This is a genomic window from Streptomyces asoensis (genome assembly GCF_016860545.1).
Classification (GTDB): Bacteria; Actinomycetota; Actinomycetes; order Streptomycetales; family Streptomycetaceae; genus Streptomyces; species Streptomyces asoensis.
Window position 1 is genome coordinate 437,867 of the sequence record NZ_BNEB01000002.1, and the last position, 23,036, is coordinate 460,902.

General features: G+C 71.0%; 16 protein-coding genes and 1 pseudogene. 8 read left to right on the top strand and 9 right to left on the bottom strand.

From position 1 onward, the window contains the following. Positions 1-228: 228 nt before the first annotated feature. Positions 229-1,260, top strand: coding sequence for an S-methyl-5-thioribose-1-phosphate isomerase (gene mtnA / locus Saso_RS05100; protein WP_189927521.1), 1,032 nt, complete (start codon positions 229-231; stop codon positions 1,258-1,260). An 81-nt stretch (positions 1,261-1,341) separates the two neighbouring features. Here mtnA and mtnB read toward each other — a convergent pair whose 3' ends face one another. The 3 genes from mtnB to Saso_RS05115 are packed head-to-tail and all read right to left on the bottom strand — an operon-like array spanning position 1,342 to position 3,280. Next, positions 1,342-1,950 (bottom strand): methylthioribulose 1-phosphate dehydratase, encoded by a 609-nt coding sequence (gene mtnB / locus Saso_RS05105; protein ID WP_189927520.1) that lies wholly within the window; start codon positions 1,948-1,950, stop codon positions 1,342-1,344. Further along, positions 1,947-2,684, bottom strand: a complete 738-nt coding sequence (gene mtnC, locus Saso_RS05110; RefSeq protein ID WP_189927519.1) for an acireductone synthase — start codon at positions 2,682-2,684, stop codon at positions 1,947-1,949. The genes mtnB and mtnC overlap by 4 nt, the downstream gene beginning before the upstream one ends. Further along, positions 2,681-3,280: a 1,2-dihydroxy-3-keto-5-methylthiopentene dioxygenase gene (locus tag Saso_RS05115; protein WP_189927518.1), complete on the bottom strand. Its 600-nt coding sequence runs from the start codon at positions 3,278-3,280 to the stop codon at positions 2,681-2,683. The genes mtnC and Saso_RS05115 overlap by 4 nt, the downstream gene beginning before the upstream one ends. Positions 3,281-3,883: 603 nt before the next feature. Between Saso_RS05115 and Saso_RS05120 the strand changes: the two genes are divergently transcribed. The 4 genes from Saso_RS05120 (at position 3,884) to mtnK (ending at position 8,845) form a co-directional block, all read left to right on the top strand. Further along, the gene (locus Saso_RS05120; protein WP_189927517.1) at positions 3,884-4,981 is read left to right on the top strand and encodes a substrate-binding domain-containing protein; all 1,098 of its coding nucleotides are present in this window, start codon (positions 3,884-3,886) and stop codon (positions 4,979-4,981) included. Positions 4,982-5,099: 118 nt separating this feature from the next. Next, positions 5,100-6,575, top strand: a complete 1,476-nt coding sequence (locus tag Saso_RS05125) for a sugar ABC transporter ATP-binding protein (protein ID WP_189927652.1) — start codon at positions 5,100-5,102, stop codon at positions 6,573-6,575. A 35-nt stretch (positions 6,576-6,610) separates the two neighbouring features. After that, entirely contained in the window at positions 6,611-7,657 is a 1,047-nt protein-coding gene (locus tag Saso_RS05130; RefSeq protein ID WP_189927516.1) for an ABC transporter permease, read from the top strand. Positions 7,658-7,672: 15 nt separating this feature from the next. Next, entirely contained in the window at positions 7,673-8,845 is a 1,173-nt protein-coding gene (gene mtnK / locus Saso_RS05135) for an S-methyl-5-thioribose kinase (protein ID WP_189927515.1), read from the top strand. A gap of 184 nt (positions 8,846-9,029) precedes the next feature. Here mtnK and Saso_RS05140 read toward each other — a convergent pair whose 3' ends face one another. From Saso_RS05140 to Saso_RS05155, 4 genes are all read right to left on the bottom strand, one after another. After that, positions 9,030-10,646, bottom strand: coding sequence for a glycerol-3-phosphate dehydrogenase/oxidase (locus Saso_RS05140; protein WP_189927514.1), 1,617 nt, complete (start codon positions 10,644-10,646; stop codon positions 9,030-9,032). 9 nt (positions 10,647-10,655) lie between these two features. After that, positions 10,656-12,194, bottom strand: coding sequence for a glycerol kinase GlpK (gene glpK / locus Saso_RS05145; RefSeq protein ID WP_189927513.1), 1,539 nt, complete (start codon positions 12,192-12,194; stop codon positions 10,656-10,658). Between the two features lie 73 nt (positions 12,195-12,267). Then, positions 12,268-13,062: an MIP/aquaporin family protein gene (locus Saso_RS05150; protein WP_189927512.1), complete on the bottom strand. Its 795-nt coding sequence runs from the start codon at positions 13,060-13,062 to the stop codon at positions 12,268-12,270. Positions 13,063-13,470: 408 nt separating this feature from the next. After that, positions 13,471-14,235 (bottom strand): IclR family transcriptional regulator, encoded by a 765-nt coding sequence (locus Saso_RS05155; RefSeq protein WP_189927511.1) that lies wholly within the window; start codon positions 14,233-14,235, stop codon positions 13,471-13,473. A 362-nt stretch (positions 14,236-14,597) separates the two neighbouring features. Here Saso_RS05155 and metH point away from each other — a divergent pair, with 362 nt between their 5' ends. The 3 genes from metH (at position 14,598) to Saso_RS05170 (ending at position 21,014) form a co-directional block, all read left to right on the top strand. Beyond that, positions 14,598-18,116: a methionine synthase gene (gene metH, locus Saso_RS05160; RefSeq protein WP_203833507.1), complete on the top strand. Its 3,519-nt coding sequence runs from the start codon at positions 14,598-14,600 to the stop codon at positions 18,114-18,116. Positions 18,117-18,229: 113 nt separating this feature from the next. Next, positions 18,230-18,928 (top strand): HAD family hydrolase, encoded by a 699-nt coding sequence (locus Saso_RS05165; protein WP_189926442.1) that lies wholly within the window; start codon positions 18,230-18,232, stop codon positions 18,926-18,928. Between the two features lie 478 nt (positions 18,929-19,406). Continuing rightward, positions 19,407-21,014, top strand: coding sequence for an ABC transporter substrate-binding protein (locus Saso_RS05170; RefSeq protein WP_189926440.1), 1,608 nt, complete (start codon positions 19,407-19,409; stop codon positions 21,012-21,014). Between the two features lie 256 nt (positions 21,015-21,270). On the opposite strand, the gene Saso_RS05175 is transcribed toward Saso_RS05170, so the two are convergent. Together Saso_RS05175 and Saso_RS05180 are read right to left on the bottom strand one after the other, a co-directional pair. Further along, a complete protein-coding gene (locus Saso_RS05175) occupies positions 21,271-21,942 on the bottom strand; it encodes a response regulator (RefSeq protein ID WP_189926438.1) in 672 nt (223 codons plus the stop codon). Between the two features lie 14 nt (positions 21,943-21,956). Further along, positions 21,957-22,996: pseudogene (locus Saso_RS05180) on the bottom strand (RecB family exonuclease). Positions 22,997-23,036: the final 40 nt, after the last annotated feature.

Genomic DNA, 23,036 nt, shown 5'->3' on the forward strand with positions numbered 1-23,036 from the left:
CGGCCGAAGTCGAGGAAGCGGCGCCGGGTGAGCAGCGGCATGCTTTCCTCCTTCGTCTCGTTCTGCGGGATGCTGGTATCGCCCAGCGGATGCAGGTGCTGGACTGTAACACTCGTTTCCGGACATCCGCCGAGCCGTCTCGAACTGTGGTTCACCTACGGCCGTTCGGGGGTTCTCCGAGGTCATGTACGGTGTCGAACATCATCGGAACATCAGGAGTGTCCCGTTATGTCCCAGGAACTGCGTGCCGTCGAGTGGACCGGAACCGGCCTCGCGCTGATCGACCAGACCGCTCTCCCGCACCGCACCGTGAGCGTCGAAGTCCACGATGTGGACACCCTGGTGGACGCGATACGACGGCTCGTGGTGCGCGGCGCCCCGGCGATCGGCGCGGCCGGCGCCTACGGTGTGGCGATCGCCCTGCTCCAGGGCGCGCGTGAGGGCTGGACGCCGGCCGGGACGCGCGAGGCCGTCGCCCGCGTCCGCGAGGCCCGGCCGACCGCCGTGAACCTCATGGTGTGCGTGGACCGCGTCATGACCCGTTTCGACGAGGGGCTCGACGCCGTTCTCGCGGAGGCCGCCGCTGTCCAGCGCGAGGACGTCGAGGCGAACCGCGCGATGGGCGCGTCCGGCGCCGACTGGCTGCTGAAGCGGGTCGGCGCGGACCGCCCGCTGCGGATCCTCACGCACTGCAACACCGGCGCGCTGGCGACCGCCGGGTGGGGCACCGCGCTCGGCGTCGTACGGGAACTCCACGCGCGCGGACGCCTCGAGGTCGTCTACGCCGACGAGACCCGCCCGCTCCTCCAGGGCTCCCGGCTGACCGCCTGGGAACTGCTCCAGGAGGGCATCGAGCACTTCGTCCAGGCCGACGGCGCCGCCGCCGGCACCATCCTGCGCGGCGAGGTCGACGCGGCGGTCGTGGGCGCCGACCGGATCGCCGCCAACGGGGACACCGCCAACAAGGTCGGCACCGTGGGCATCGCCCTCGCCTGCGCCTACGCGGGCATCCCGTTCCTGGTGGCGGCGCCCACCACCACGGTCGATCTCGCCACCCCGGACGGCAGCGCCATCCACATCGAACTGCGCGGCGAGGACGAGATCCTGGAGTGGGCCGGGACCCGTACGGCGCCCGCCGCGTCCCGCGGCCACAACCCGGCCTTCGACGTCACGCCGGGCAGCCTGGTGACGGGCCTGGTGACCGAGCGGGGCGTCCTGGAGGTCTCCGCGGGCGAACTGCCCGCGGACCACCTCCGCTGAGCGTCCTGCGGAGCGCGTCCGGCGGACACGGGTGAGGGCCACGGCCGAACGACCGTGGCCCTCACCCGTGTCCCGTGCGGATCAGCGTCGCGTCAGCTCCAACTCCAGCAGCCACTCGACGACTTCGGTGTGGTGACGGGCCTGGCGCGGGGTGTCGCCCCACACGTACAGACCGTGCCCCGCCACGACCACCGCCGGCATCCGGGGCTCGCGGGCCGCCTCGAGACGGTCGCCGAGGACCTTCATGTCCTGGCTGTTGGCGATGACCGGCAGTGTCACCTCGACGTCGTGCGCGGGCTGGCCGACCCCCTTGAGCATCTCCAGGTCCTTGAAGACGATCCCGCCCGGATGCCGGTGACCCAGCGCCACCGAGGCCACGGTGTGGACGTGCACGACCGCACCCGCCCCGGTCAGCGCGGCCACGCGCGCGTGCAGCTCCGCCTCTGCGGACGGCCTGCCACCGTCCACGGCGGCGCCGTTGCCGTCGACCAGCACCACGTCGGCGGGCGTCAGTTCGCCCTTGTCGTGGCCGCTCGCGGTGACCGCGAGCCGCAGCGGATCGCGGCCGAGTACCACCGACAGGTTGCCGGAGGTGCCGCGCATCCAGCCGAAGGAGGCGAAGCGGGCGGACTCGGCGGCGAGCACCGCCCCCGCCTCCTCCAGGTCGAGCGCGGTCAGGTCGGCGGTCATGAAGTGCTCCTGCTGTTGTTCACGGTGATCTCGTCGAACGTCCCCGCCTGCGCGTGGTCGCCGACCCCCTGCTCGAAATACGGCTCCCCGGGCCGCCGGACGCCGACCGCGTGCCACCCGGCCGCACGGGCCGCGTCCAGCTCGCCGGGCCGGTCGGAGAGGAAGAGCAGCCGCCCGGCCGGCACCCCGGTCGAACCGGCGATACGGCGGTACGACCGCGCGTCCTGCTTGGGACCGGCGTTCTCGGTGTCGTACAGACCGGACAGCAGCGGGGTGAGGTCGCCCGCCGGGCTGTTGGCGAACCACGCCCGCTGGGCGGACACCGAGCCGGACGAGTACACGTACAGCCGCAGCCCCGCCGCGTGCCAGGCGCGCAGCCGCGGCACGACGTCGTCGTAGAAGTGCGAGACGAGGTCGCCGCGCGCGAAGCCCTCGGACCAGACGACGCCCTGGAGGCTCTTCAGCGGGGTCGCCTTGCGGTCCTCGTCGAGCCAGGCGTTCAGCGTCTTCTCGATCCGGGCCGCGTCGGCGTCCGGCTCGCCCGTCAGCTCCCGTACCTGGGCCATCGCCCGTGCCACCACCGGCTCCCCGGCCCGCTCGGTGAGCAGTTCGGCGAACCGGGCGCGCGAGTACGGGTAGAGCACGTCCACCACGAAGCCCGTGGCGCTCGTGGTTCCCTCGATGTCCAGCACCACGGCGTCCACGTCGTGGGCCGGGGCGGCCGGCACGCTCACGCGGCGTCCCGGTCGGCCCGGTGGCCGGCCGCGATCGTGTCGTAGTCCGGGAACCGGCCGGCGATGGCGGAACCGGTGAAGCTGCCGATCCAGCCGTCCTCCTCGTGGAAGAACCGGATGGCCGTGAACGACGGGCTGGTGCCCATGTCGAACCAGTGCGTGGTGCCGCGCGGCACGCCCAGCAGGTCGCCCTTCTCGCACAGGACCGCGTGCACCTCGCCGTTCACGTGCAGGTAGAAGATGCCGGAGCCGGAGACGAAGAAGCGGACCTCGTCGTCATCGTCGTGGGTGTGCTCCTGGAGGAACTTCTCGCGGGCCGCCTTCGCCTTCGCCGGGAACTCCGGGTCGTCGCTGGGATGCAGCCCGAGGACGTCGACGGTGGTGAAGCCCTCCTGCGCGTTCAGCTTCTCGATCTCCGGGCCGTACGCGGCGAACACCGTGTCGCTGTCGGCGTCGAACGGCACGTCGGCGCGGACCGGCCACTGCTCGTAGCGCACGCCCAGCGGCGCGAGGGCCTCGGCGATCTCGGCGGGGTCGGCGGTACGGCGGACCAGGTTCTCCGGGCCGGACTCGGACCAGGTCGTCAGCAGCGTCATGGAAGCAACTCCAGGATTCTGTAAGGGATGTCCGGATGCCGAGACGGCACGGACGCAAGGAGCGGGGGAGAGGCAGGCGGCGGGGGCGGTCGCTCAGCCGCGACACAGCGCGCCGGGACAGCGCCGCATGCGGGGCATGCGCAGCGCGTTCGCGTGCCGTGTCGTCATCGGGGCCTCACGGTGCCGGGTCGGGTGCCGGTCCCGTGATGGTAACTCCCGGCGGTGCGTCCACCCCCTGTGACGTAATCGTTGTCTCGCATCATGAGATCCGGAGTCCATCCCTTTGACGGGTGGCGGAAAGCGTTCTCATGATCTGCGTATGAAGACGCTGCTGCTCGTACGGCGGCTGTACGTGGACTTGCTCCGGTCGACCACAGCCAGCTGTCGCTGACCCCTCCCGGAGCTCCGACGCGCCCCCGCTTCCCGGGCGCCCCCGCCGCACAAGCGGTTTCGCCTCCGTCCTGCGCTCCGGGCCCGGCATCCCCCGCTTCACCCCACTCCCTCAGCGCGGCACCCTCCGCCCGGCATTCCCTTGCCCGGCGGCGCCCGCCGCGCGTCCCCGTCGCGCCGCACCTCGGTAGCACCCCGCACCTGGAGCCCCTCATGTCCCGTGTCCGTCTGCCTCTCGCCGCCCTCTCGCTGGCGTCCCTCTCCGCCCTCGTCCTCTCCGGCTGCGCGCAGTCGACGGACGCCTCCGGGGACACCGGCAGCAGCGCCGCCCCGGCCGCGGCCGCCACCGGCAAGAAGCCCGCCCCCTTCGACGCCGGCGCGGTGAAGGTGGCCCTGGTCCGTCAGAGCGGCGCCGGCGACTACTTCGAGCAGTGGGGCAACGGCGCGAAGGCCCAGGCCAAGGCCCTCGGCATCGACCTGACCGTGTACGACGCCCAGGCCGACAACGCCAAGCAGGCCACCGACCTCTCCTCGGCCCTCAACTCCGGCGCGAAGGCGATCATCATCGACCACGGCTTTCCGGCGACCATCCAGCCGGAGATCGACAAGGCCGTGAAGAAGGGCGTCAAGGTCGTCGTCTACGACGTCGAGACCCCCACCAAGGGCGTCGTCTCCACCGAACAGGACGATGCGAGCATGGCCCGGGCGGTCCTTGACGTGATGGCCGAGAAGGTCGGCAAGGACGCGAAGGTGGGCTACGTCAACGTGGCCGGTTACGCCGCCCTCGACAAGCGCGACACGGTGTGGCGGTCCACGGTCGCCTCCGAGGGCTGGAAGCAGCAGTTCAAGGTCGGCAAGGTCACCGACTCCACGGCCACCGACAACGTTCCCCTGGTCTCCGCCGCACTCACCCAGCACTCCGACGTGGCCGGTGTGTTCGCGCCCTACGACGAACTCGCCAAGGGCACCCTGCTCGCCGTGCAGAACAAGAAGCTCCAGGACAAGGTGAAGGTCTTCGGCGCCGACGTCTCCAACGCCGACATCCAGCAGATGACCGCGGTCGGCAGCCCCTGGGTCGCCACGGCCGGCACCGACCCGTCCGCCGTCGGCGCGGCCGTCGTGCGCACCACCGCGCTGGAGCTGGCCGGTCAGCTGAACAAGACCACCGTGTCGTTCCCGGCCGTCGCCATCACCCAGGACTTCCTGCGCGAGAAGAAGATCGAGAACATGGACCAGCTGCGGAAGGCGCTGCCGGCGCTGAACCTGTCGCAGGTCTCGACCGCCGACTGGATCTCGAATGTCGCCCACTGAGCCGACCGAGCCGACCGAGCCCACCACCACCGAGCCCACCGGGCCCGCCGCCGGGTCCGCGGCCGGGCACGCCACCGGGCCCGCGCCGCACCCCGCCGTCGCGCTCACCGACGTCAGCATGGCGTTCGGGGGCAGGACGGTGCTCGCCTCCGTCTCGCTCGACATCGCCCCGGGCAGCGTGGTCGCGCTGCTCGGCGCGAACGGCGCGGGCAAGTCCACCCTGATCAAGATCCTCTCCGGTGTCCACGCGGGCCACGGGGGAGAGGTCCGCGTCGACGGCACCCCGGTCACCCTCGACTCACCGCTGGCCGCCCGCCGGCTGGGCATCCGCACGGTGCACCAGCGCATCGGCGAAGGCATCGTGCCGGGCCTGACGGTCGCCGAGAACCTGGTCTTCGAGGAGCTCGCCCGGCAGCGCGGGAACCCCTTCCTGAGCGGCCGCGTCACGCTCGCCCGCGCTCGTGCGATCCAGGCCGGCCTCGGTCTGGACTGGGACGACCGCGTGCTCAAGCAGGACGTCACCGAACTCGGCATCTCCGACCGGCAGCTGCTGATCCTGGCCCGCGCCCTGGCGACCCGCCCGCGGCTGCTCGTCCTCGACGAGCCGACCTCAGCGCTGTCCGCCGCCGAGGCACAGCGCCTGTTCACGCTCGTCGCGCGGATGCGCGCGGACGGCATCGCCGTGCTCTACGTCTCCCACCGGCTCGGCGAGATCGACGCCCTCGCCGACCGGCTGGTCGTCCTGCGCGACGGCCTGCTCACCGAGGACCAGGCCCGGCCCTTCGACTGGGACGCGGCCCTGCGCGCCATGCTCGCGCAGGCGCACGAGGCGCCGACCGCCCGGCCCGTCGGGGCGGGCGTCCAGGGAGAGGCAGCCCTCTCGCTGCGCGGGGTCCGCCTCTTCGAGGGCCGGGCCCCCCTCGACCTGGACCTGCGCTCCGGTGAGGTCACCGGCGTCGTGGGCCTGCTGGGCGCGGGCAAGACCGAACTGGCCCGCGGCCTGTTCGGCGCGGAGCCCTTCGCGAGCGGCGAAGTCGAACTGGACGGCACGGCCTACGCGCCCCGCCGCCCCTCCGACGCCATCCGCGCCGGCGTCCACCTCGTCCCCGAGGACCGGCACGCGGACGCCCTCGTGCCCGGCTGGTCGGTCGCCCGCAACATCTCGCTGCCCTTCCTGAAGTCCTTCTCCCGGGGCGGGCTCGTGAACGGGCCGAAGGAGGACGCCCTCGGCCGCGAGACGATCGACGCCCTCGGCGTGGTCACCCGCGACGAGCACAGCACCGTCGAGGAGCTGTCCGGCGGCAACCAGCAGAAGGTCGTCGTCGGCCGCTGGCTCGCCCACACCCCCCGCGTCCTCATCCTGGACGAGCCGTTCCGAGGCGTGGACATCGGCGCCCGGCGGGACATCGGCCGCCGGGCCCGCTCGCTCGCCGCCGAGGGCGCGGCCGTCCTCGTCCTGTCCGCCGACGTCGACGAGGTCCTGGAGGTCGCCGACCGGGTCGTGGTCCTCGCCGCCGGAGAGGTCCACCTCGACGCGTACGGCGAGGACGCCGAGCGCGACCGCGTGATCCAGACCATCTCGGCGTCCGTCTGACGCCGGCCCGCCCCCGAAGGCCCAGGAAGCACCCCATGACCACCACCCAGAGCACCGAGGTCCCCACCAAGGCGGCGCTCCCGCCCGCGACCTCCACCGCGGTGCGCGTCCAGAACGCCGTGATCAAGTACGGCTTCATCTTCGTGACGGTCGCGCTGTTCCTGTACTTCGCGCTGAGCGAGGGCTCCTTCCGCGAGTCGGCGACCCTGCTCGACACCCTGCGGTACGTCTCCGTCGCCGCGATCCTCGGTCTCGGCGTCACCCTCACCATGGCCGCCGGCGGGATGGACATGTCCGTCGGCGCCGTCGCCGGTCTCGGCGTCTCCGTCGCCGCGCACACCATGGTCGTCCTCAACCAGGTCGGCACGGTCGCGATCCTCGCCGTGCTGCTGGCGGGCGCCCTCGCCGGTCTGCTCAACGCGCTGCTGATCGTCGTACTGAAGATCCCCGACATGCTCGCCACGCTGGGCACCATGTTCGTGATCCAGGGCAGCAAACTCATCCTGGTCGACGGCCAGTCGATCACGCCCGGCATGACGATGTCCGACGGCGGCACCGCCCCGGGCCGCTTCACCGCCGGGTTCCTGCGCATCGACCGCGGCACCGTCCTCGGCGTCCCGGTCTCCGTGCTGATCTTCGGCGGGCTGACGGTCGTCGCCTGGGTCTTCCTCGCCCGCACCCGCTGGGGCCGCGTGCTCTACGCCATCGGCGCCAACCCCGAGGCGGCGCGCCTGGCCGGCATCCGCGTCGGCGCCCACCGCGCCCTCGCCTACGTCATCTCCGGCGTCCTCGCCTCGGTGGGAGGGCTCATCCTGGCGTCGAGGATCGGCCAGGGCGACGTGTCGGCCGGCACCTCCCAGCTGCTGGAGGCGGTGGCGGTCGCCCTCGTCGGCACCTCCGTGCTCGGCAGGGGACGCCCGAACGTCTGGGGCACGGCCCTCGGCGCGGTGCTCATCGGCATCATCACCACCGGCCTCACCATCAAGGGCCTGCCCTACTACACGCAGGACGTCGTCGAGGGCGCGGTGCTGATCCTCGCCCTGGTCTTCAGCTTCACCCTGTCCAAGCGCCGCACCGCATAAGGGAGTTCACCGACCATGGGCTACCGCATCCTGGAGACCCACGACATCCCCGCCTACCTCGGCGAGCGGGGCCACTGGGACGACCTCACGGACATCCGGGTCCGGGAGGTGTCGGACGGCAACATGAACCGGGTGTTCCTCGCGTCCTGTGCCGACGGCACCCGCAGCCTCGCCGTCAAGCAGGCCCTGCCCTGGGTCCGCGTCGCCGGCCCCTCCTGGCCGATGAGCCCCGACCGCGCCGACGCCGAGGCCCGCGCCTACCGGCAGGTCGCCCGGGTCGCCCCCGACAAGATCCCGGTCGTCCACGGCTACGACCCCGAGAACCACGCCCTCGTCATGGAGGACATGTCCGACCTCCGGGTCCTGCGCACCCTGCTCGACGCGGGCGGCGCGTACGGCCCGCACACCTCGGCCCGCATCGGCGAGTTCGTCGCCCAGTTCTCCTTCGCCACCAGCGACTTCGGCATGCCGTCCGCCGAACGCAAGGCACTCGTCGCGGAATCCGTCAGCCCGGAACTGTGCAAGATCACCGAGGACGTGGTCCTCTCGGAGCCCTACGTCGAGCACGAGCACAACCACTGGCACCCCGGCCTCGACGACCTGGCCGCCGCCCTCCGCGCCGACGCCCGCCTGCGCACCGAGGTGGCCGACCTGCGCCACACCTTCATGACCGCCGCCCAGGCACTCCTGCACGGCGATCTGCACACCGGCAGCGTCATGGTGGGCACCCGCGAAGGCGCCCCCGTCGTGAGGGTCTTCGACCCCGAGTTCTCCTTCGTCGGCCCCATCGGCTACGACCTCGGCCTGTACTGGGCCAACGCGCTGGTCTCCGAGGAGCGGGCCCGCGCCCTCGGCGCCCTCTCGGACCACGCCGAGCAGCTCCGCCTGTCCTGGGAGGCGTTCGAGGGCGGCTTCCGCCGCCTGTGGCCGTCCCGGGTCGACACCTTCTTCGACGACGCCTACCTGGACCGCTTCCTGCGCCGGGTGTGGACCGACGCCGTCGGCTACGCCGGCACCGAGATCGTCCGCCGCGTCATCGGCTTCGCCCACCTCACCGACCTGACGACCCTGCCCGACCCGGTACCCGCGTCCCGGCGGGCCCTGCTGCTGGGCCGCGAACTCATCGTGCGGCGCGGGGAACTGACGGACGTCACGGCGGTCCGCGCGCTCGTCGCGTCGCTCGGCTGACCGGCCGCACGCGCCGGCCGCACGCGCCCGGCGGCGGAGCCCGGCCCGCGCGGACGCGGGTGCGGACATGCGGAAGGGGCGGCTCCATAGGGGTGGAGCCGCCCCTTCCCGTTCCGGCCCCGGTACGGAGGGGCCGTCCCCCGGCGCCGGCCCCGGTCAGGGCAACGGGCCGACGGAGGGTCTGCTACTTCTTGTCGAGCAGGTCCTGCACCTTGCCGCGGACCTCGTCCGTGGCAAGGCCCCGGATCGTCAGCGTCGTACGGCGGCGCAGTACGTCGTCCGTCGTCTCCGCCCACTCGTTGTCCCGCGCGTACACGACCTGCGCCCAGATCTCGGGAGCGTCCGGGTGAACCCGCCGGCCCAGCTCGGGGTTGTCGTTGGCCAGCCGCGCGATGTCGAAGGCGAGCGAACCGTAGTGGGTGGCCAGGTGCCTGGCGGTGTCGGCCGCCATGCGCGGGCCGGGCGCCGGGTTGTCGACCAGCAGCCGGTGGGCGACCGCGCGGGGGTTGGCGACGCCGGGCAGCGGCAGCTTCTTCGGCAGCGAGGAGATCGGCTCGAAGTCGTCACCCAGCGGGTGGCCGGGCAGCGCCTCCAGCTTCTGCATCACCGTACGGCCGATGTGCCGGAAGGTCGTCCACTTGCCGCCCGCGACGGACAGCATGCCGCCGCGGCCCTCCGTGACCACGGTCTCGCGCTTGGCCTTCGCCGTGTCGCCGGGCCCGCCCGGCAGCACGCGCAGACCCGCGAAGGCGTACGTGATCAGATCACGGTCGAGCTGCTGGTCGCGGATGGAGAACGCGGCCTCGTCGAGTATCTGGGCCGTGTCCTTCTCGGTGACCGAGACGTCCGCCGGATCGCCCTCGAACTCCTCGTCGGTGGTGCCGAGGAGCAGCATGTCCTCCCAGGGGAGGGCGAAGGTGATGCGGTACTTGTCGATGGGGGTGGCGAGCGCGGCCTTCCAGGGGGCGGTGCGCTTGAGCACCAGGTGGGCGCCCTTGGACAGGCGGATGGACGGGGCCGCGTTCGGGTCCTCCATCCGGCGCAGGTGGTCGACCCACGGGCCGGTGGCGTTCAGCACCAGCCGGGCGTCGACACCGAACTCGTCACCGGAGAGCCGGTCGCGCAGCTCGGCGCCGGTGACCCGGCCCCTGGTGAACCGCAGGCCGCTGACCTCGGCGTGGTTGAGGACCACGGCGCCCGCCTCGACGGCCGCGCGGACCGTCATCAGCGCCATGCGCGCGTCGTTCATCTGGTCGTCGCCGTACACGGCCACGGCCTTGAGGTTGTCGGTGCGCAGCTCCGGGACGTCCTGCGCGGCCTTGGCCGGGGACAGGAGGTGGCCGACGCCGTCACCGAACGCCGAGAGCGCGGAGTAGGCGAAGACGCCCGCCCCGAGCTTCGCCGCGCCGTGCGGCCCGCCCTTGTACACGGGGAGGTAGAACGTGAGCGGGTTCGCCAGGTGGGGGGCCACCTGGCGGGAGACCGCACGGCGCTCGAAGTGGTTCTCCGCCACCAGCTTGACCGCGCCGGTCTGAAGGTAGCGCAGACCGCCGTGGAGGAGCTTGGAGGAGGCGGAGGAGGTGGCGCCGGCGAAGTCGCCGGCGTCGACCAGAGCCACCCTGAGGCCGGACTGCGCGGCGTGCCAGGCGGTGGAGATGCCCAGGATGCCGCCGCCGATCACGAGAAGGTCGTACGACGCCTTGGAGAGCTGCTCCCGGGTCTCGGCGCGGCTCGGGTTGGAGCCGGACGCCGGGTGCGTCCCCAGGGCAGGCACGGACTGCAGGGTGGGCTGACTGGTCATGTCGGGTTCTTACTCCTCGTCCTCGAGCCAGCCCATGGTCCGCTCGACGGCCTTGAGCCAGCTCTTGTACTCACGGTCGCGGGTGTCCGCGTCCATGCGGGGGGTCCACTCGGCGGCCCGGCGCCAGTTGGCGCGCAGGTCGTCGGTGCTGGTCCAGAAGCCGACGGCGAGACCGGCGGCGTAGGCGGCGCCGAGGCAGGTCGTCTCGGCGACCATCGGGCGCACCACGGGGGCGTCCAGGAAGTCCGAGAGGGTCTGCATCAGCAGGTTGTTGGAGGTCATGCCGCCGTCGACCTTGAGGGCCGCGAGCTCGACGCCGGAGTCCTTCGTCATGGCGTCGGTGATCTCACGGGTCTGCCAGGCCGTGGCCTCCAGGACGGCGCGCGCGAGGTGCGCCTTGGTGACGTACCGGGTGAGGCCGGCGATCACACCGCGGGCGTCGGAGCGCCAGTACGGGGCGAACAGACCGGAGAAGGCCGGCACGAAGTAGGCGCCGCCGTTGTCCTCGACCGAGAGCGCGAGCGTCTCGATCTCGGCGGCGGTGGAGATCAGGCCCATCTGGTCGCGCATCCACTGCACCAGCGAACCGGTGACGGCGATGGAGCCCTCGAGGGCGTAGACCGGCTTCTGGTCACCGATGCGGTAGCCGACGGTGGTCAGCAGGCCGGAGTACGAGTTGATGATCTTCTCGCCGGTGTTCAGCAGCATGAAGGTGCCGGTGCCGTACGTCGACTTGGCCTCGCCCTCCGCGAAGCAGGTCTGGCCGAACAGGGCCGCCTGCTGGTCGCCGAGTGCGGAGGCGACGGGGATGCCGCCGAGCAGGTCGCCGAGGCGTCCGCCGGTGACCTCGCCGTAGATCTCGGCGGAGGAGCGGATCTCGGGCAGCATCGCCAGCGGGACGCCGATGGACTCGGCGATCTTGTCGTCCCACTCCAGCGTGTGCAGGTTCATCAGCATGGTGCGGGAGGCGTTGGTGACGTCGGTGTAGTGCTTGCCGCCGTCGACACCACCGGTCAGGTTCCAGATGACCCAGGTGTCCATGGTGCCGAAGAGGATGTCGCCCGCCTCGGCGCGCTCGCGCAGGCCCTCGACGTTGTCGAGCAGCCAGCGCGCCTTCGGGCCGGCGAAGTAGGAGGCCAGCGGGAGGCCGGTCTCGCGGCGGAAGCGGTCCTGGCCGACGTTGCGGCCGAGTTCGCGGCAGAGGGCGTCGGTGCGGGTGTCCTGCCAGACGATGGCGTTGTGGACGGGCTGTCCGGTGTTCTTGTCCCACAGCAGCGTGGTCTCACGCTGGTTGGTGATGCCGATGGCCTTGATGTCGTCGCGGGTGATGCCGGCCTTCTCGATGGCTCCGGCGACGACTTCCTGGACGTTGGTCCAGATCTCGTTGGCGTCGTGCTCGACCCAGCCCGGCTTCGGGAAGATCTGCTCGTGCTCCTTCTGGTCGACGGAGACGATGCGGCCGTCCCGGTCGAAGACGATGCAGCGCGAGGACGTGGTGCCCTGGTCGATGGCGGCGATGAAGGGGCCGGCGGTGTGCGCGTCGGTCACGGTGTGCTCCTGGGGTTCCGTGGGTGAGGGGCCGTGCGTGCGGTGCTCTTACTACGCGGTGCGGCTGGTGCTCTCAAGCAAAAGCGACGTTGTAGATACCCGCAGCGATCGCGCCGCCGATCAGCGGACCGACCACCGGGATCCAGGCGTAGCTCCAGTCGGAGCCGCCCTTGTTGGGCAGGGGCAGGAGGGCGTGCACGATACGCGGACCGAGGTCACGGGCCGGGTTGATGGCGTAGCCGGTGGGGCCGCCGAGCGACAGACCGATGGAGACCACCACGAGCGCGGTGATGAGCGCGCCGAGGGTGCCGAGGCCGTTGCCCTTGTCGTTCAGGCCCTGCGTGAGGACGGCGAGGACCAGCACGACGGTGCCGATGATCTCCGTGGCGAGGTTCTGCCAGACGACCCGGATCTCCGGGCCGGTGGAGAAGACGCCGAGGACCGGTCCCGCGGCCTTCTCGCGCGCCTCGACCGACTTGGCGGCCGTGGCCTGCGTCGCCGGCTCGCCGACTATCTCCTTGTCGGTGAGGTGCGCGTGGAACTGGCCGTAGTAGGCGACCCAGACCAGGGCGGCGCCGATGGCGGCACCGAGCAGCTGCCCGGCCCAGTAGACCGGAACGTTGCTCCAGTCGTCGTCCTTGATCGCGAGTGCGAGGGTGACCGCCGGGTTGAGGTGGGCGCCGGAAAGGGGCGCCGAGGTGTAGACGGCCGTCAGAACGGCGAAACCCCACCCGAAGGTGATGGCGAGCCAGCCGGCGTTGCGGGCCTTGGAGGCCTTCAGCGTGACGGCGGCGCACACGCCACCGCCGAGCAGGATGAGTATGGCGGTACCGATGGTCTCGCCGATGAAGATGTCGGAGCTGGACACCCGCGACTCCTTTGTCCTTCGTCCAGGGAAGCCGAACCCCGGGTCCCACCGGGGGTTCGAGCGCCCTCGGGGGTGAGAGCGATGCCGGCCTTTGACGTTGTCACACTCTAGCGCGTATTGCCGGTAGGTGTTCGACAATGTCGACCGATGGACGGGAGTCTTGTCCCGGCGTTACGTGCACGTCAAGAGTGTTGTTGTCGAAAGTGCGATCGTTATTGATCGCCGGACGTTTTCGATCTTCGCGGCGGTGCGCATACTCTCGCCCTTTTTGCCCAGTTCAGGCGCTATCGCAGCGTATGACGAAGGCCGGGACCCCGTGCGGTGTCCCGGCCCGTTCTTACGCAGTTCTCAGGAGTCGGTGCTGCTCGGAGCCGGTGCGGCCCACGGGCGCACGGCGGCCCCCGGCGCTCAGAAGCGCCCGCCGCCCAGGTCCCGCGACACCGCGCGGGCGCAGTCGCGCACCGCCGCGATCAGCTCGGGGCGCACCTCCCCGTCGCGGCCCAGCCGCTCCACGGCGCCGGTGATGCCGACCGCGCCGACGGGCATGCGCCGCCGGTCGTGGATGGGGGCGGCGATGGACGCCACACCCTCCCAGGTCTCCTCCACGTCGGCCGCGTACCCGCGCGCGCGGGTCAGGTCGAGGATGCGCTCGAACGCCTCCGGCTCGCACACCGTGCGGTCCGTGAACGGCTTGCGCTCCGCCTCCAGCGCCTCGCTGTGCGCCACCGGGTCGTAGGCCGACAGCACCTTGCCCAGCGCCGTGGAGTGCAGGGGCTGCATGGCCCCGATCTCCAGCACCTGCCGGCTGTCGTCCGGCCGGAAGACGTGGTGCACGATCAGCACGCCCTGCTGGTGCAGAACGCCCAGGTGGACACTCTCCCCGCTGGAGCGCGCCAGGTCGTCCGTCCAGACCAGGGCACGCGCGCGCAGCTCGTGCACGTCCAGGTACGTGGTCCCCAGGCGCAGCAGCTCGGCGCCCAGCTGATAGCGCCCGGAGGCGTCGTCCTGCTCGACGAAGCCCTCCTGCTGGAGGGTGCGCAGGATGCCGTGGGCGGTGCCTTTGGCGAGGCCCGTGGACGAGGCGATGTCCGACAGGCCCAGCCGCCGCTCACCGCCGGCGAGCAACCGCAGCATCGCGGCCGCGCGTTCGACCGACTGGATGTTCCGTGCCATCGCCGTCCTGCCTCCGTCCCCTTCGGCCGTCCACGGACGGCAGCTGCCGCCGTCGTTCGGCAATGTCGAACACTACCGGTCCATGTCGACCTTCCGCTAACGTTCGGTCGATCCCTGTTACGTCACTTGTCTCTTCGCGGTGGCGCCCGCGTCGCCCGGTCGTGGGCCGCTCGGGAACGGCCCTGACCGCACTCGCGGTCCGCCGGTGCGGGACCGCCACGCGCGTCCGTCCCGTGGACGCCCCCGACCATAAGGCCTCCGTCCCGGCTACCCTGACGGCGTGCGCTCTCCTCGGCGCGGCTTCCCGTCCGCACCCGAGGTGACGCAAAGCCGACAGCCGTCGCACCTGAGGGAGCCCTTTCATGGCCTCTGTGCCGCCGACCCCTTCCGCCGACAGCCGGACCCGCGTGTCCGAGCTCCGAGAGGCCCTGGCCACCCGTGTGGTGGTCGCCGACGGGGCGATGGGCACCATGCTCCAGGCCCAGGAGCCCACACTCGAGGACTTCGAGCAGCTGGAGGGCTGCAACGAGATCCTCAACGTCACCCGCCCCGACATCGTGCGCTCGGTGCACGAGGAGTACTTCGCCGCGGGCGTCGACTGCGTCGAGACCAACACGTTCGGCGCAAACCACTCGGCCATGGCGGAGTACGACATCCCCGAGCGGGTGTACGAGCTCTCCGAGGCCGGCGCCCGCATCGCCCGCGAGAGCGCCGACGCCTTCGCCGCCCGCGACGGCCGCACCCGCTGGGTCCTCGGCTCGATCGGCCCCGGCACCAAGCTGCCCACCCTCGGCCACATCGCCTACGGCACCCTGCGCGACGGCTTCCAGGCCAACGCCGAGGGCCTGCTCGCCGGCGGCGCGGACGCCCTGATCGTGGAGACCACCCAGGACCTGCTCCAGACCAAGTCCTCCGTACTGGGCGCCCGCCGCGCCATGGAGGCGACCGGCGTCGAGGTGCCCCTGCTGGTCTCGATGGCGTTCGAGACGACCGGCACCATGCTGCTCGGCTCCGAGATCGGCGCCGCGCTGACCGCGCTGGAGCCCCTCGGCATCGACATGATCGGCCTGAACTGCTCCACCGGCCCGGCCGAGATGAGCGAGCACCTGCGCTATCTGGCCCGCCACGCCCGCACCCCGCTGCTCTGCATGCCCAACGCCGGCCTGCCGATCCTCACCAAGGACGGCGCCCACTTCCCGCTCGACGCCGAAGGCCTGGCCGACGCCCAGGACACCTTCGTCCGCGACTACGGACTGAACCTGGTCGGCGGCTGCTGCGGGACGACCCCCGAGCACCTGAGCCGGCTGGTGGAGCGGGTCCGGGGCGCCTCCCCGGCCGAACGCAGCCCCCGCCCCGAGCCGGGTGCCGCCTCCCTGTACCAGAGCGTGGCGTTCCGTCAGGACACCGCCTACATGGCGATCGGTGAGCGCACGAACGCCAACGGGTCGAAGAAGTTCCGCGAGGCCATGCTGGAGGGCCGCTGGGACGACTGCGTGGAGATGGCCCGCGACCAGATCCGCGAGGGCGCCCACATGCTCGACCTCTGTGTCGACTACGTGGGCCGCGACGGCGTCGCCGACATGGACGAGCTGGCGGGACGGTTCGCGACCGCCTCCACCTTGCCGATCGTGCTGGACTCCACCGAGGTCGACGTGCTGCGCGCGGGCCTGGAGCGGCTGGGCGGCCGGGCGGTGCTGAACTCGGTGAACTACGAGGACGGCGACGGTCCCGAGTCGCGGTTCGCGAAGGTCACGCAGCTGGCCCGGGAGCACGGCGCCGCGCTGATCGCGCTGACCATCGACGAGGAGGGCCAGGCGCGCACGGTCGAGGCGAAGGTGGCCATCGCCGAGCGCCTCATCGACGACCTGACGGGCAACTGGGGCATCCTCGAGTCGGACATCCTCATCGACTGTCTGACGTTCACGATCTGCACCGGCCAGGAGGAGTCCCGGGGGGACGGCATCGCCACGATCGAGGCGATCCGCGAGCTCAAGCGCCGGCGGCCCGACGTGCAGACCACCCTGGGTCTGTCGAACATCTCCTTCGGTCTGAACCCGGCCGCGCGGATCCTGCTGAACTCGGTGTTCCTGGACGAGTGCGTCAAGGCCGGCCTGGACTCGGCGATCGTGCACGCCTCGAAGATCCTGCCGATCGCCCGTTTCAGCGAGGAGGAGGTCGCCACCGCCCTGGACCTCGTTTACGACCGCCGCCGTGAGGGCTACGACCCGCTCCAGAAGCTGATGGCGCTCTTCGAGGGCGCGACCACGAAGTCCCTGAAGGCGGGCAAGGCCGAGGAACTGGCCGCGCTGCCGCTGGAGGAGCGGCTCAAGCGGCGCATCATCGACGGCGAGAAGAACGGCCTCGAGCAGGACCTCGCGCAGGCCCTCCGGAGCCGCCCGGCCCTGGACATCGTCAACGACACCCTCCTGGACGGCATGAAGGTCGTCGGCGAGCTGTTCGGCTCCGGGCAGATGCAGCTGCCGTTCGTCCTCCAGTCCGCCGAGGTCATGAAGAGCGCGGTCGCCTACCTCGAACCGCACATGGAGAAGTCGGACGCCGAGGGCAAGGGCACCATCGTGCTGGCCACCGTGCGCGGCGACGTCCACGACATCGGCAAGAACCTCGTCGACATCATCCTGTCCAACAACGGCTACAACGTCGTCAACCTCGGCATCAAGCAGCCGGTCTCCGCGATCCTGGAAGCCGCCGAGGAACACCGGGCCGACGTCATCGGCATGTCCGGACTCCTCGTCAAATCCACCGTGATCATGAAGGAGAACCTTCAGGAGCTCAACCAGCGCAAGATGGCCGCCGACTACCCCGTCATCCTCGGCGGCGCCGCCCTGACCAGGGCCTATGTCGAACAGGACCTGCACGAGATCTACCAGGGCGAGGTCCGCTACGCCCGCGACGCCTTCGAGGGCCTGCGCCTCATGGACGCCCTCATCGGCGTGAAGCGGGGCGTGCCCGGCGCGAAGCTGCCCGAGCTGAAGCAGCGCCGGGTGCGCCCGAGCGCCGCCGCGGCCGAGGTCGAGGAACGCCCCCAGGAGGGCCACGTCCGCTCCGACGTCGCCACCGACAACCCGGTCCCCGAGCCCCCGTTCGAGGGCACCCGGGTCATCAAGGGCATCCAGCTCAAGGAGTACGCCTCCTGGCTCGACGAGGGCGCCCTCTTCAAGGGCCAGTGGGGACTGAAGCAGGCCCGCAGCGGCGACGGACCGAGCTACGAGGAACTCGTCGAGACCGAGGGCCGGCCCCGGCTGCGCGGGCTGCTGGACCGGCTCCAGACCGACAACCTCCTCGAAGCGGCCGTCGTCTACGGCTACTTCCCCTGCGTCTCCAAGGACGACGACCTGATCGTCCTGGACGAGCAGGGCAACGAACGCACCCGCTTCACCTTCCCCCGCCAGCGCCGCGGCCGCCGGCTGTGCCTGGCCGACTTCTTCCGCCCGGAGGAGTCGGGGGAGACGGACGTGGTCGGCTTCCAGGTCGTCACCGTCGGCTCCCGCATCGGCGAGGAGACAGCCAAGCTCTTCGCGTCGGACTCCTACCGCGACTACCTCGAGCTGCACGGCCTGTCCGTGCAGCTCGCCGAGGCCCTCGCCGAGTACTGGCACGCCCGCGTGCGCGCCGAACTCGGCTTCGCCGGCGAGGACCCGGCCGACGTCGAGGACATGTTCGCCCTGAAGTACCGCGGCGCCCGCTTCTCCCTCGGCTACGGCGCCTGCCCCGACCTGGAGGACCGCGCCAAGATCGCCGAGATGCTGCGGCCCGAGCGGATCGGCGTCCACCTGTCCGAGGAGTTCCAGCTGCACCCCGAGCAGTCCACGGACGCCATCGTGATCCACCACCCCGAGGCGAAGTACTTCAACGCACGGTGACCCACGCGTGCCACTGAGCACACTGATCGGATAAGTCGTACACTGGTCGGTCCACTGAAGGCCGGTTCCCCCCAGCGGGAACCGGCCTGCTCGTCCCTCAAGGAGGTACGTGGATGACCAGCACGGTTCCCGCGCCACTCACCCGCACGGCCGAAGGCTCCGCCCTTCAGGCCGTGCTGCTCGACATGGACGGCACCCTGGTGGACACCGAGGGTTTCTGGTGGGACGTCGAAGTCGAGATCTTCGCCGGCCTGGGCCACACCCTCGACGACTCCTGGCGCCATGTCGTGGTGGGCGGACCGATGACCCGCAGCGCGGGCTTCCTGATCGAGGCGACCGGGGCCGACATCGACCTCGCCGACCTGACCGTCCTGCTCAACCAGGGGTTCGAGGACCGCATCACCCGCGCCCTGCCCCTGATGCCGGGAGCCGCCCGGCTGCTCGCCGAGCTGACCGAGCACGAGGTGCCCACGGCCCTCGTCTCCGCCTCCCACCGGCGCATCATCGACCGCGTCCTCACCTCGCTCGGCCACGAGAACTTCCGTCTCAGCGTGGCCGGCGACGAGGTCGCGCGCACCAAGCCGCACCCCGACCCCTACCTGTTCGCGGCCTCAGGACTCGGCGTGGACCCGGCCAGATGCGCCGTCATCGAGGACACCGCGACCGGCGTCGCCTCAGCCGAGGCCGCGGGCTGCCACGTCGTCGCCGTACCCTCCGTCGCCCCCATCACCCCCTCCCACCGGCGCACGGTCGTCCCCTCGCTGGAACAGGTCGACCTGGCATTCCTGCGCGACCTGATGCCGCTCCGATGACGGCCGCCGCGATCATCGGTGAGAGGCCGATGACGGAAAAGGGATAGGCGTTCACCCAGCGTGCACCGCCGATAGCGAGGAATTCGGCGGGTGTACGCGCGGGGGAATTCCGATCTTCGGCGCCGCGTCGGCGGCGGCCGAATTACACCCCTCCCGAACCCCGCACGGTGTGTGACGTTCCCCACCCGTCCGGGCCTCGACAGCTGACTCTCCGTGTGCATGACGGCCCTGCCGGGCGGGTCCGGGCGCGTCTTTGTGTCCCGATTGGTGAGCAGCTGCACGAATCCTTCCGGTGACGGTTGTTCAGTGCGTTCGCGACCGGTTCCGCAGCGTGATGGGCATTCAACTCCGGTGGCCGCGAACCCTCGTGCCGACGCGGACTAATCTCGTCGCGAGAACATCGCCCTAACCCCGTGATCCGCCGCGACACCCCTGCATGCCGGGTACACGGACTCGACAGCTCTGGAGAAACTCGAGCATGAACCGCAAGACTTTGGTGCTGCCGGCCGTGGTCAGTCTGCTCGCGCCCGTACTCGCCGCCTGCGGCGGGTCCGACGGCGGTAGCGGCGGTGGGGACGCCATCGTCTTGGGCACCACGGACCGGTTCACCGCCACCAAGGACGCCCCTGCCCCGCTCGACCCGGCGTACTCCTACGACGTCGGCACCTGGAACATCCTGCGCCAGACCGTGCAGACCCTGATGATCCAGCCCAAGGGCGAGGGCGAACCCGTCCCGGAGGCGGCGCAGAGCTGCGGCTTCACCGACACCGGCAACGAGCGCTACGCCTGCAAGCTGCGCAGCGGCCTGAAGTTCGCCGACGGCGAGGCCGTCACCGCCAAGGACGTCAAGTTCTCCATCGAGCGCGCCCGCACCATCAAGGCCGACTCCGGCGTCTTCGCCCTGCTGTCGACGATCGACACCATCGAGACGCAGGGTGACAACGAAGTCATCTTCCACCTCAAGACCGCCGACGCCACCTTCCCCTTCAAGTTGTCGACCCCGGTCGCCGGCATCGTCAACCCGAAGGACTACGAGAAGGACAAGCTGCGCGACGGCTTCTCGATCGACGGCTCCGGCCCCTACACCCTCAAGGCCGACACCGACGGCGACGAGATGACCAAGGCCGTCTTCACCAAGAACCCCAATTACAAGGGGACGCTCGAGGTGAACAACGACCAGGTCGACATGGTCTCCTACAAGGACGCCGACGCCATGAGCACCGCCCTCGAAAAGGGCGACATCGACCTCATGACCCGCACCATGTCGCCGGAGCAGATCCAGAAGCTCTCCGAGACCTCGACGACCGGCGACATCAGCCTCGTCGAGCTCAACGGCCTCGAGATCCGCTACCTCGCCTTCGACACCACCGACCCGTCGGTCAAGTCCAAGGCCGTCCGCCAGGCGATGGCCCAGGTCATCAACCGCGGCGCGCTCGTCTCCGAGGTCTACGGCTCCCAGGCCCAGCCCCTGTACTCGCTGGTCCCGGCCACCATCACCGGCCACTCCAACGCGTTCTTCAACCTCTACGGCGACCCGAACGTCACCAAGGCCAAGGAACTGCTCGCGGACGCCGACATCACCACCCCGGTGAAGCTGACGCTGAACTACACGACCGACCACTACGGCCCTGCCACCAAGCAGGAGTTCGAGGTGCTGTCGAAGCAGCTCAACGACAGCGGCCTGTTCGACGTCTCCATCAAGGGCACCCCCTGGGACGCGTTCGTCCCGGCCGAGCGCAAGGGCGAGTACGCCGTCTACGGGATGGGCTGGTTCCCCGACTTCCCCGACGCCGACAACTTCGTCGCCCCGTTCCTCGACAAGGACAACTTCCTCAAGTCCCCGTACTCCAACAGCAACATCATCGACAAGCTGATCCCGGCCTCCCGCCGCGAGGCCGACCGCCTCAGCGCCGCGAAGAACCTGACCGAGATCCAGGACATCGTCGCCCGTGACGTCCCGCTCCTGCCGCTGTGGCAGGGCAAGCAGTACGTCGCCGCCAACAACGACGTCACCGGCACCGCCTACGTGCTGAACTCCTCCGCGACGCTCCAGCTGTGGGAGCTCGGCCGCGGCGTGAGCAACTGACGCACCCCGCGCCGGGGCTGCCGACGGCGGCCCCGGACCGCGGCCCACGACCAGGCGCCGCGCACCCCCGCACGACCCGTGGCCGGTCCCGCCCTTCGAGGCGGGCCCGGCCACCGGCCTTTCGCCCCTCGGTGACACAACCGACACGATCGGGCCACCGCGACGATCCGCACGCCCGGACGAGTGAAGGCGCCCCCCGTCGAGGGGAGCGCCTTCCGTCGCTTCGTCCGTTTCGCGCCGTGCCGCCGTACCGCGCCTACTGCGCGCCGGGACGCACCAGTCCGCTCTCGTACGCGTACACCGCGGCCTGCACCCGGTCGCGCAGCCCCAGTTTGGTCAGTACATGACCCACATGCGTCTTCACCGTGGTCTCGCTGACGAACAGATCGGCGGCGATCTCCGCGTTCGACAGCCCCCGCGCCACCAGCTTCAGCACCTCGACCTCACGGTCGGTCAGCGTGTGCAGGGTGTCCGGCACCGGATCGTCCCCGGACGGCAGATGCGTCGCGTACTTGTCGAGCAGCCGGCGCGTGATGCTCGGCGCCAGCATCGCCTCACCCGCGGCCACCACCCGGATCGCCTGCACCAGCTCATTGGCGGGCGCGTCCTTCAGCAGGAACCCGCTCGCCCCGGCCCGCAGCGCCTCCACCACGTACTCGTCGAGGTCGAAGGTCGTGAGCACCAGCACCTTGGCCGGTCCGTCCCGCCCCGGCCCGGTGATCTGCCGGGTCGCCTCCACCCCGTCCATCCGCGGCATGCGGATGTCCATCAACACCACGTCGGGCTGCAACGCCCGCACCTGGTCGAGAGCCTGTAGACCGTCTCCGGCCTCACCGACGACCGCGAGATCCTGCTCGGCCTCCAGGATCATCCGGAAGCCGGTGCGCAGCAGCGGCTGGTCGTCGACCAGTAGGACGCGGATGGCCACGTAAGTCTCCTTCTCTAGCCCGGCCCCATTCTGCCCTGCGCCCCGTCCAGCGACTCGGCCGCCCTCACGGCGTCGTCACCGGCAGCGGATACGGCGGGGGAGTACCGCCGAACTCCGGGCAGTGCGCCTGGTGGTCGCACCAGCCGCACAGCTTGGTCGGCCGGGGCCGCCACTCACCCGTCCGCGTGGCCAGCCGGATCGCCTCCCACAGCGCCAGCAACTTGCGCTCCACGCGCTCCAGATCGGCCAGGACCGGGTCGTACGTCAGCACGTCCCCGCTGCCCAGGTACACGAGTTGCAGCCGCCGGGGCACGACGTTCTTCAGCCGCCAGACGACCAGGGCGTAGAACTTCATCTGGAACAGCGCGCCCTCGGCGTACTCCGGCCGCGGCGCCTTGCCCGTCTTGTAGTCGACGATGCGCACCTCGCCGGTGGGCGCCACGTCGACCCGGTCGATGATCCCGCGCAGCCGCAGCCCCGACTCCAGCTCCGCCTCGACGAACAGCTCCCGCTCGGCGGGCTCCAGCCGTGTCGGGTCCTCCAGCGTGAACCAGCGCTCGACCAGCCGCTCCGCCTCCACCAGCCAGCCGGCCAGCCGCTCGCCCTCCGGATCGTCGGCGAACAGCTCCACCACCTCCGGCCGCGTCTCCCGCAGCCGGTCCCACTGTCCCGGGATCAGCGACTTCGCCCGCGGCGCCGTCCGCTCCGCCGCCGGGGAGTCGAACAGCCGCTCCAGGACCGCGTGCACCAGCGTGCCCTTGGTCGCCGCCGGGCTCGGCTTCTCCGGCAGCCGGTCGATCACCCGGAACCGGTACAGCAGCGGGCACTGCATGAAGTCGCCGGCCCGCGAGGGCGAGAGCGAGGCGGGCGCCACGGCGGCCACCGGCACCACGACCGTCTCTGCCACCGCCGTCACCGCCGCGTCCGTGACTGCCGCGTCCGTCACCGCCGCTTCCGCCACCACCGCCTCCGGCGCGGCCGTCTCCGCGGGTGCCCGGTCCTCCACGACACCGCCGTCGCCCGCCGGGGCGACGCCCTCGCTGCTGCTCTCCATGACCACAGACTGTACGGCCCACCACTGACAGTCACCCAGT

Coding starts and splice junctions, on each gene's coding strand:
- mtnA (WP_189927521.1), top strand. CDS start 229: ATGTCCCAGGAACTGCGTGCCGTCGAGTGGACCGGAACCGGCCTCGCG.
- mtnB (WP_189927520.1), bottom strand. CDS start 1,950: ATGACCGCCGACCTGACCGCGCTCGACCTGGAGGAGGCGGGGGCGGTG.
- Saso_RS05115 (WP_189927518.1), bottom strand. CDS start 3,280: ATGACGCTGCTGACGACCTGGTCCGAGTCCGGCCCGGAGAACCTGGTC.
- Saso_RS05120 (WP_189927517.1), top strand. CDS start 3,884: ATGTCCCGTGTCCGTCTGCCTCTCGCCGCCCTCTCGCTGGCGTCCCTC.
- Saso_RS05125 (WP_189927652.1), top strand. CDS start 5,100: ATGGCGTTCGGGGGCAGGACGGTGCTCGCCTCCGTCTCGCTCGACATC.
- Saso_RS05130 (WP_189927516.1), top strand. CDS start 6,611: ATGACCACCACCCAGAGCACCGAGGTCCCCACCAAGGCGGCGCTCCCG.
- mtnK (WP_189927515.1), top strand. CDS start 7,673: ATGGGCTACCGCATCCTGGAGACCCACGACATCCCCGCCTACCTCGGC.
- Saso_RS05140 (WP_189927514.1), bottom strand. CDS start 10,646: ATGACCAGTCAGCCCACCCTGCAGTCCGTGCCTGCCCTGGGGACGCAC.
- Saso_RS05155 (WP_189927511.1), bottom strand. CDS start 14,235: ATGGCACGGAACATCCAGTCGGTCGAACGCGCGGCCGCGATGCTGCGG.
- metH (WP_203833507.1), top strand. CDS start 14,598: ATGGCCTCTGTGCCGCCGACCCCTTCCGCCGACAGCCGGACCCGCGTG.
- Saso_RS05165 (WP_189926442.1), top strand. CDS start 18,230: ATGACCAGCACGGTTCCCGCGCCACTCACCCGCACGGCCGAAGGCTCC.
- Saso_RS05170 (WP_189926440.1), top strand. CDS start 19,407: ATGAACCGCAAGACTTTGGTGCTGCCGGCCGTGGTCAGTCTGCTCGCG.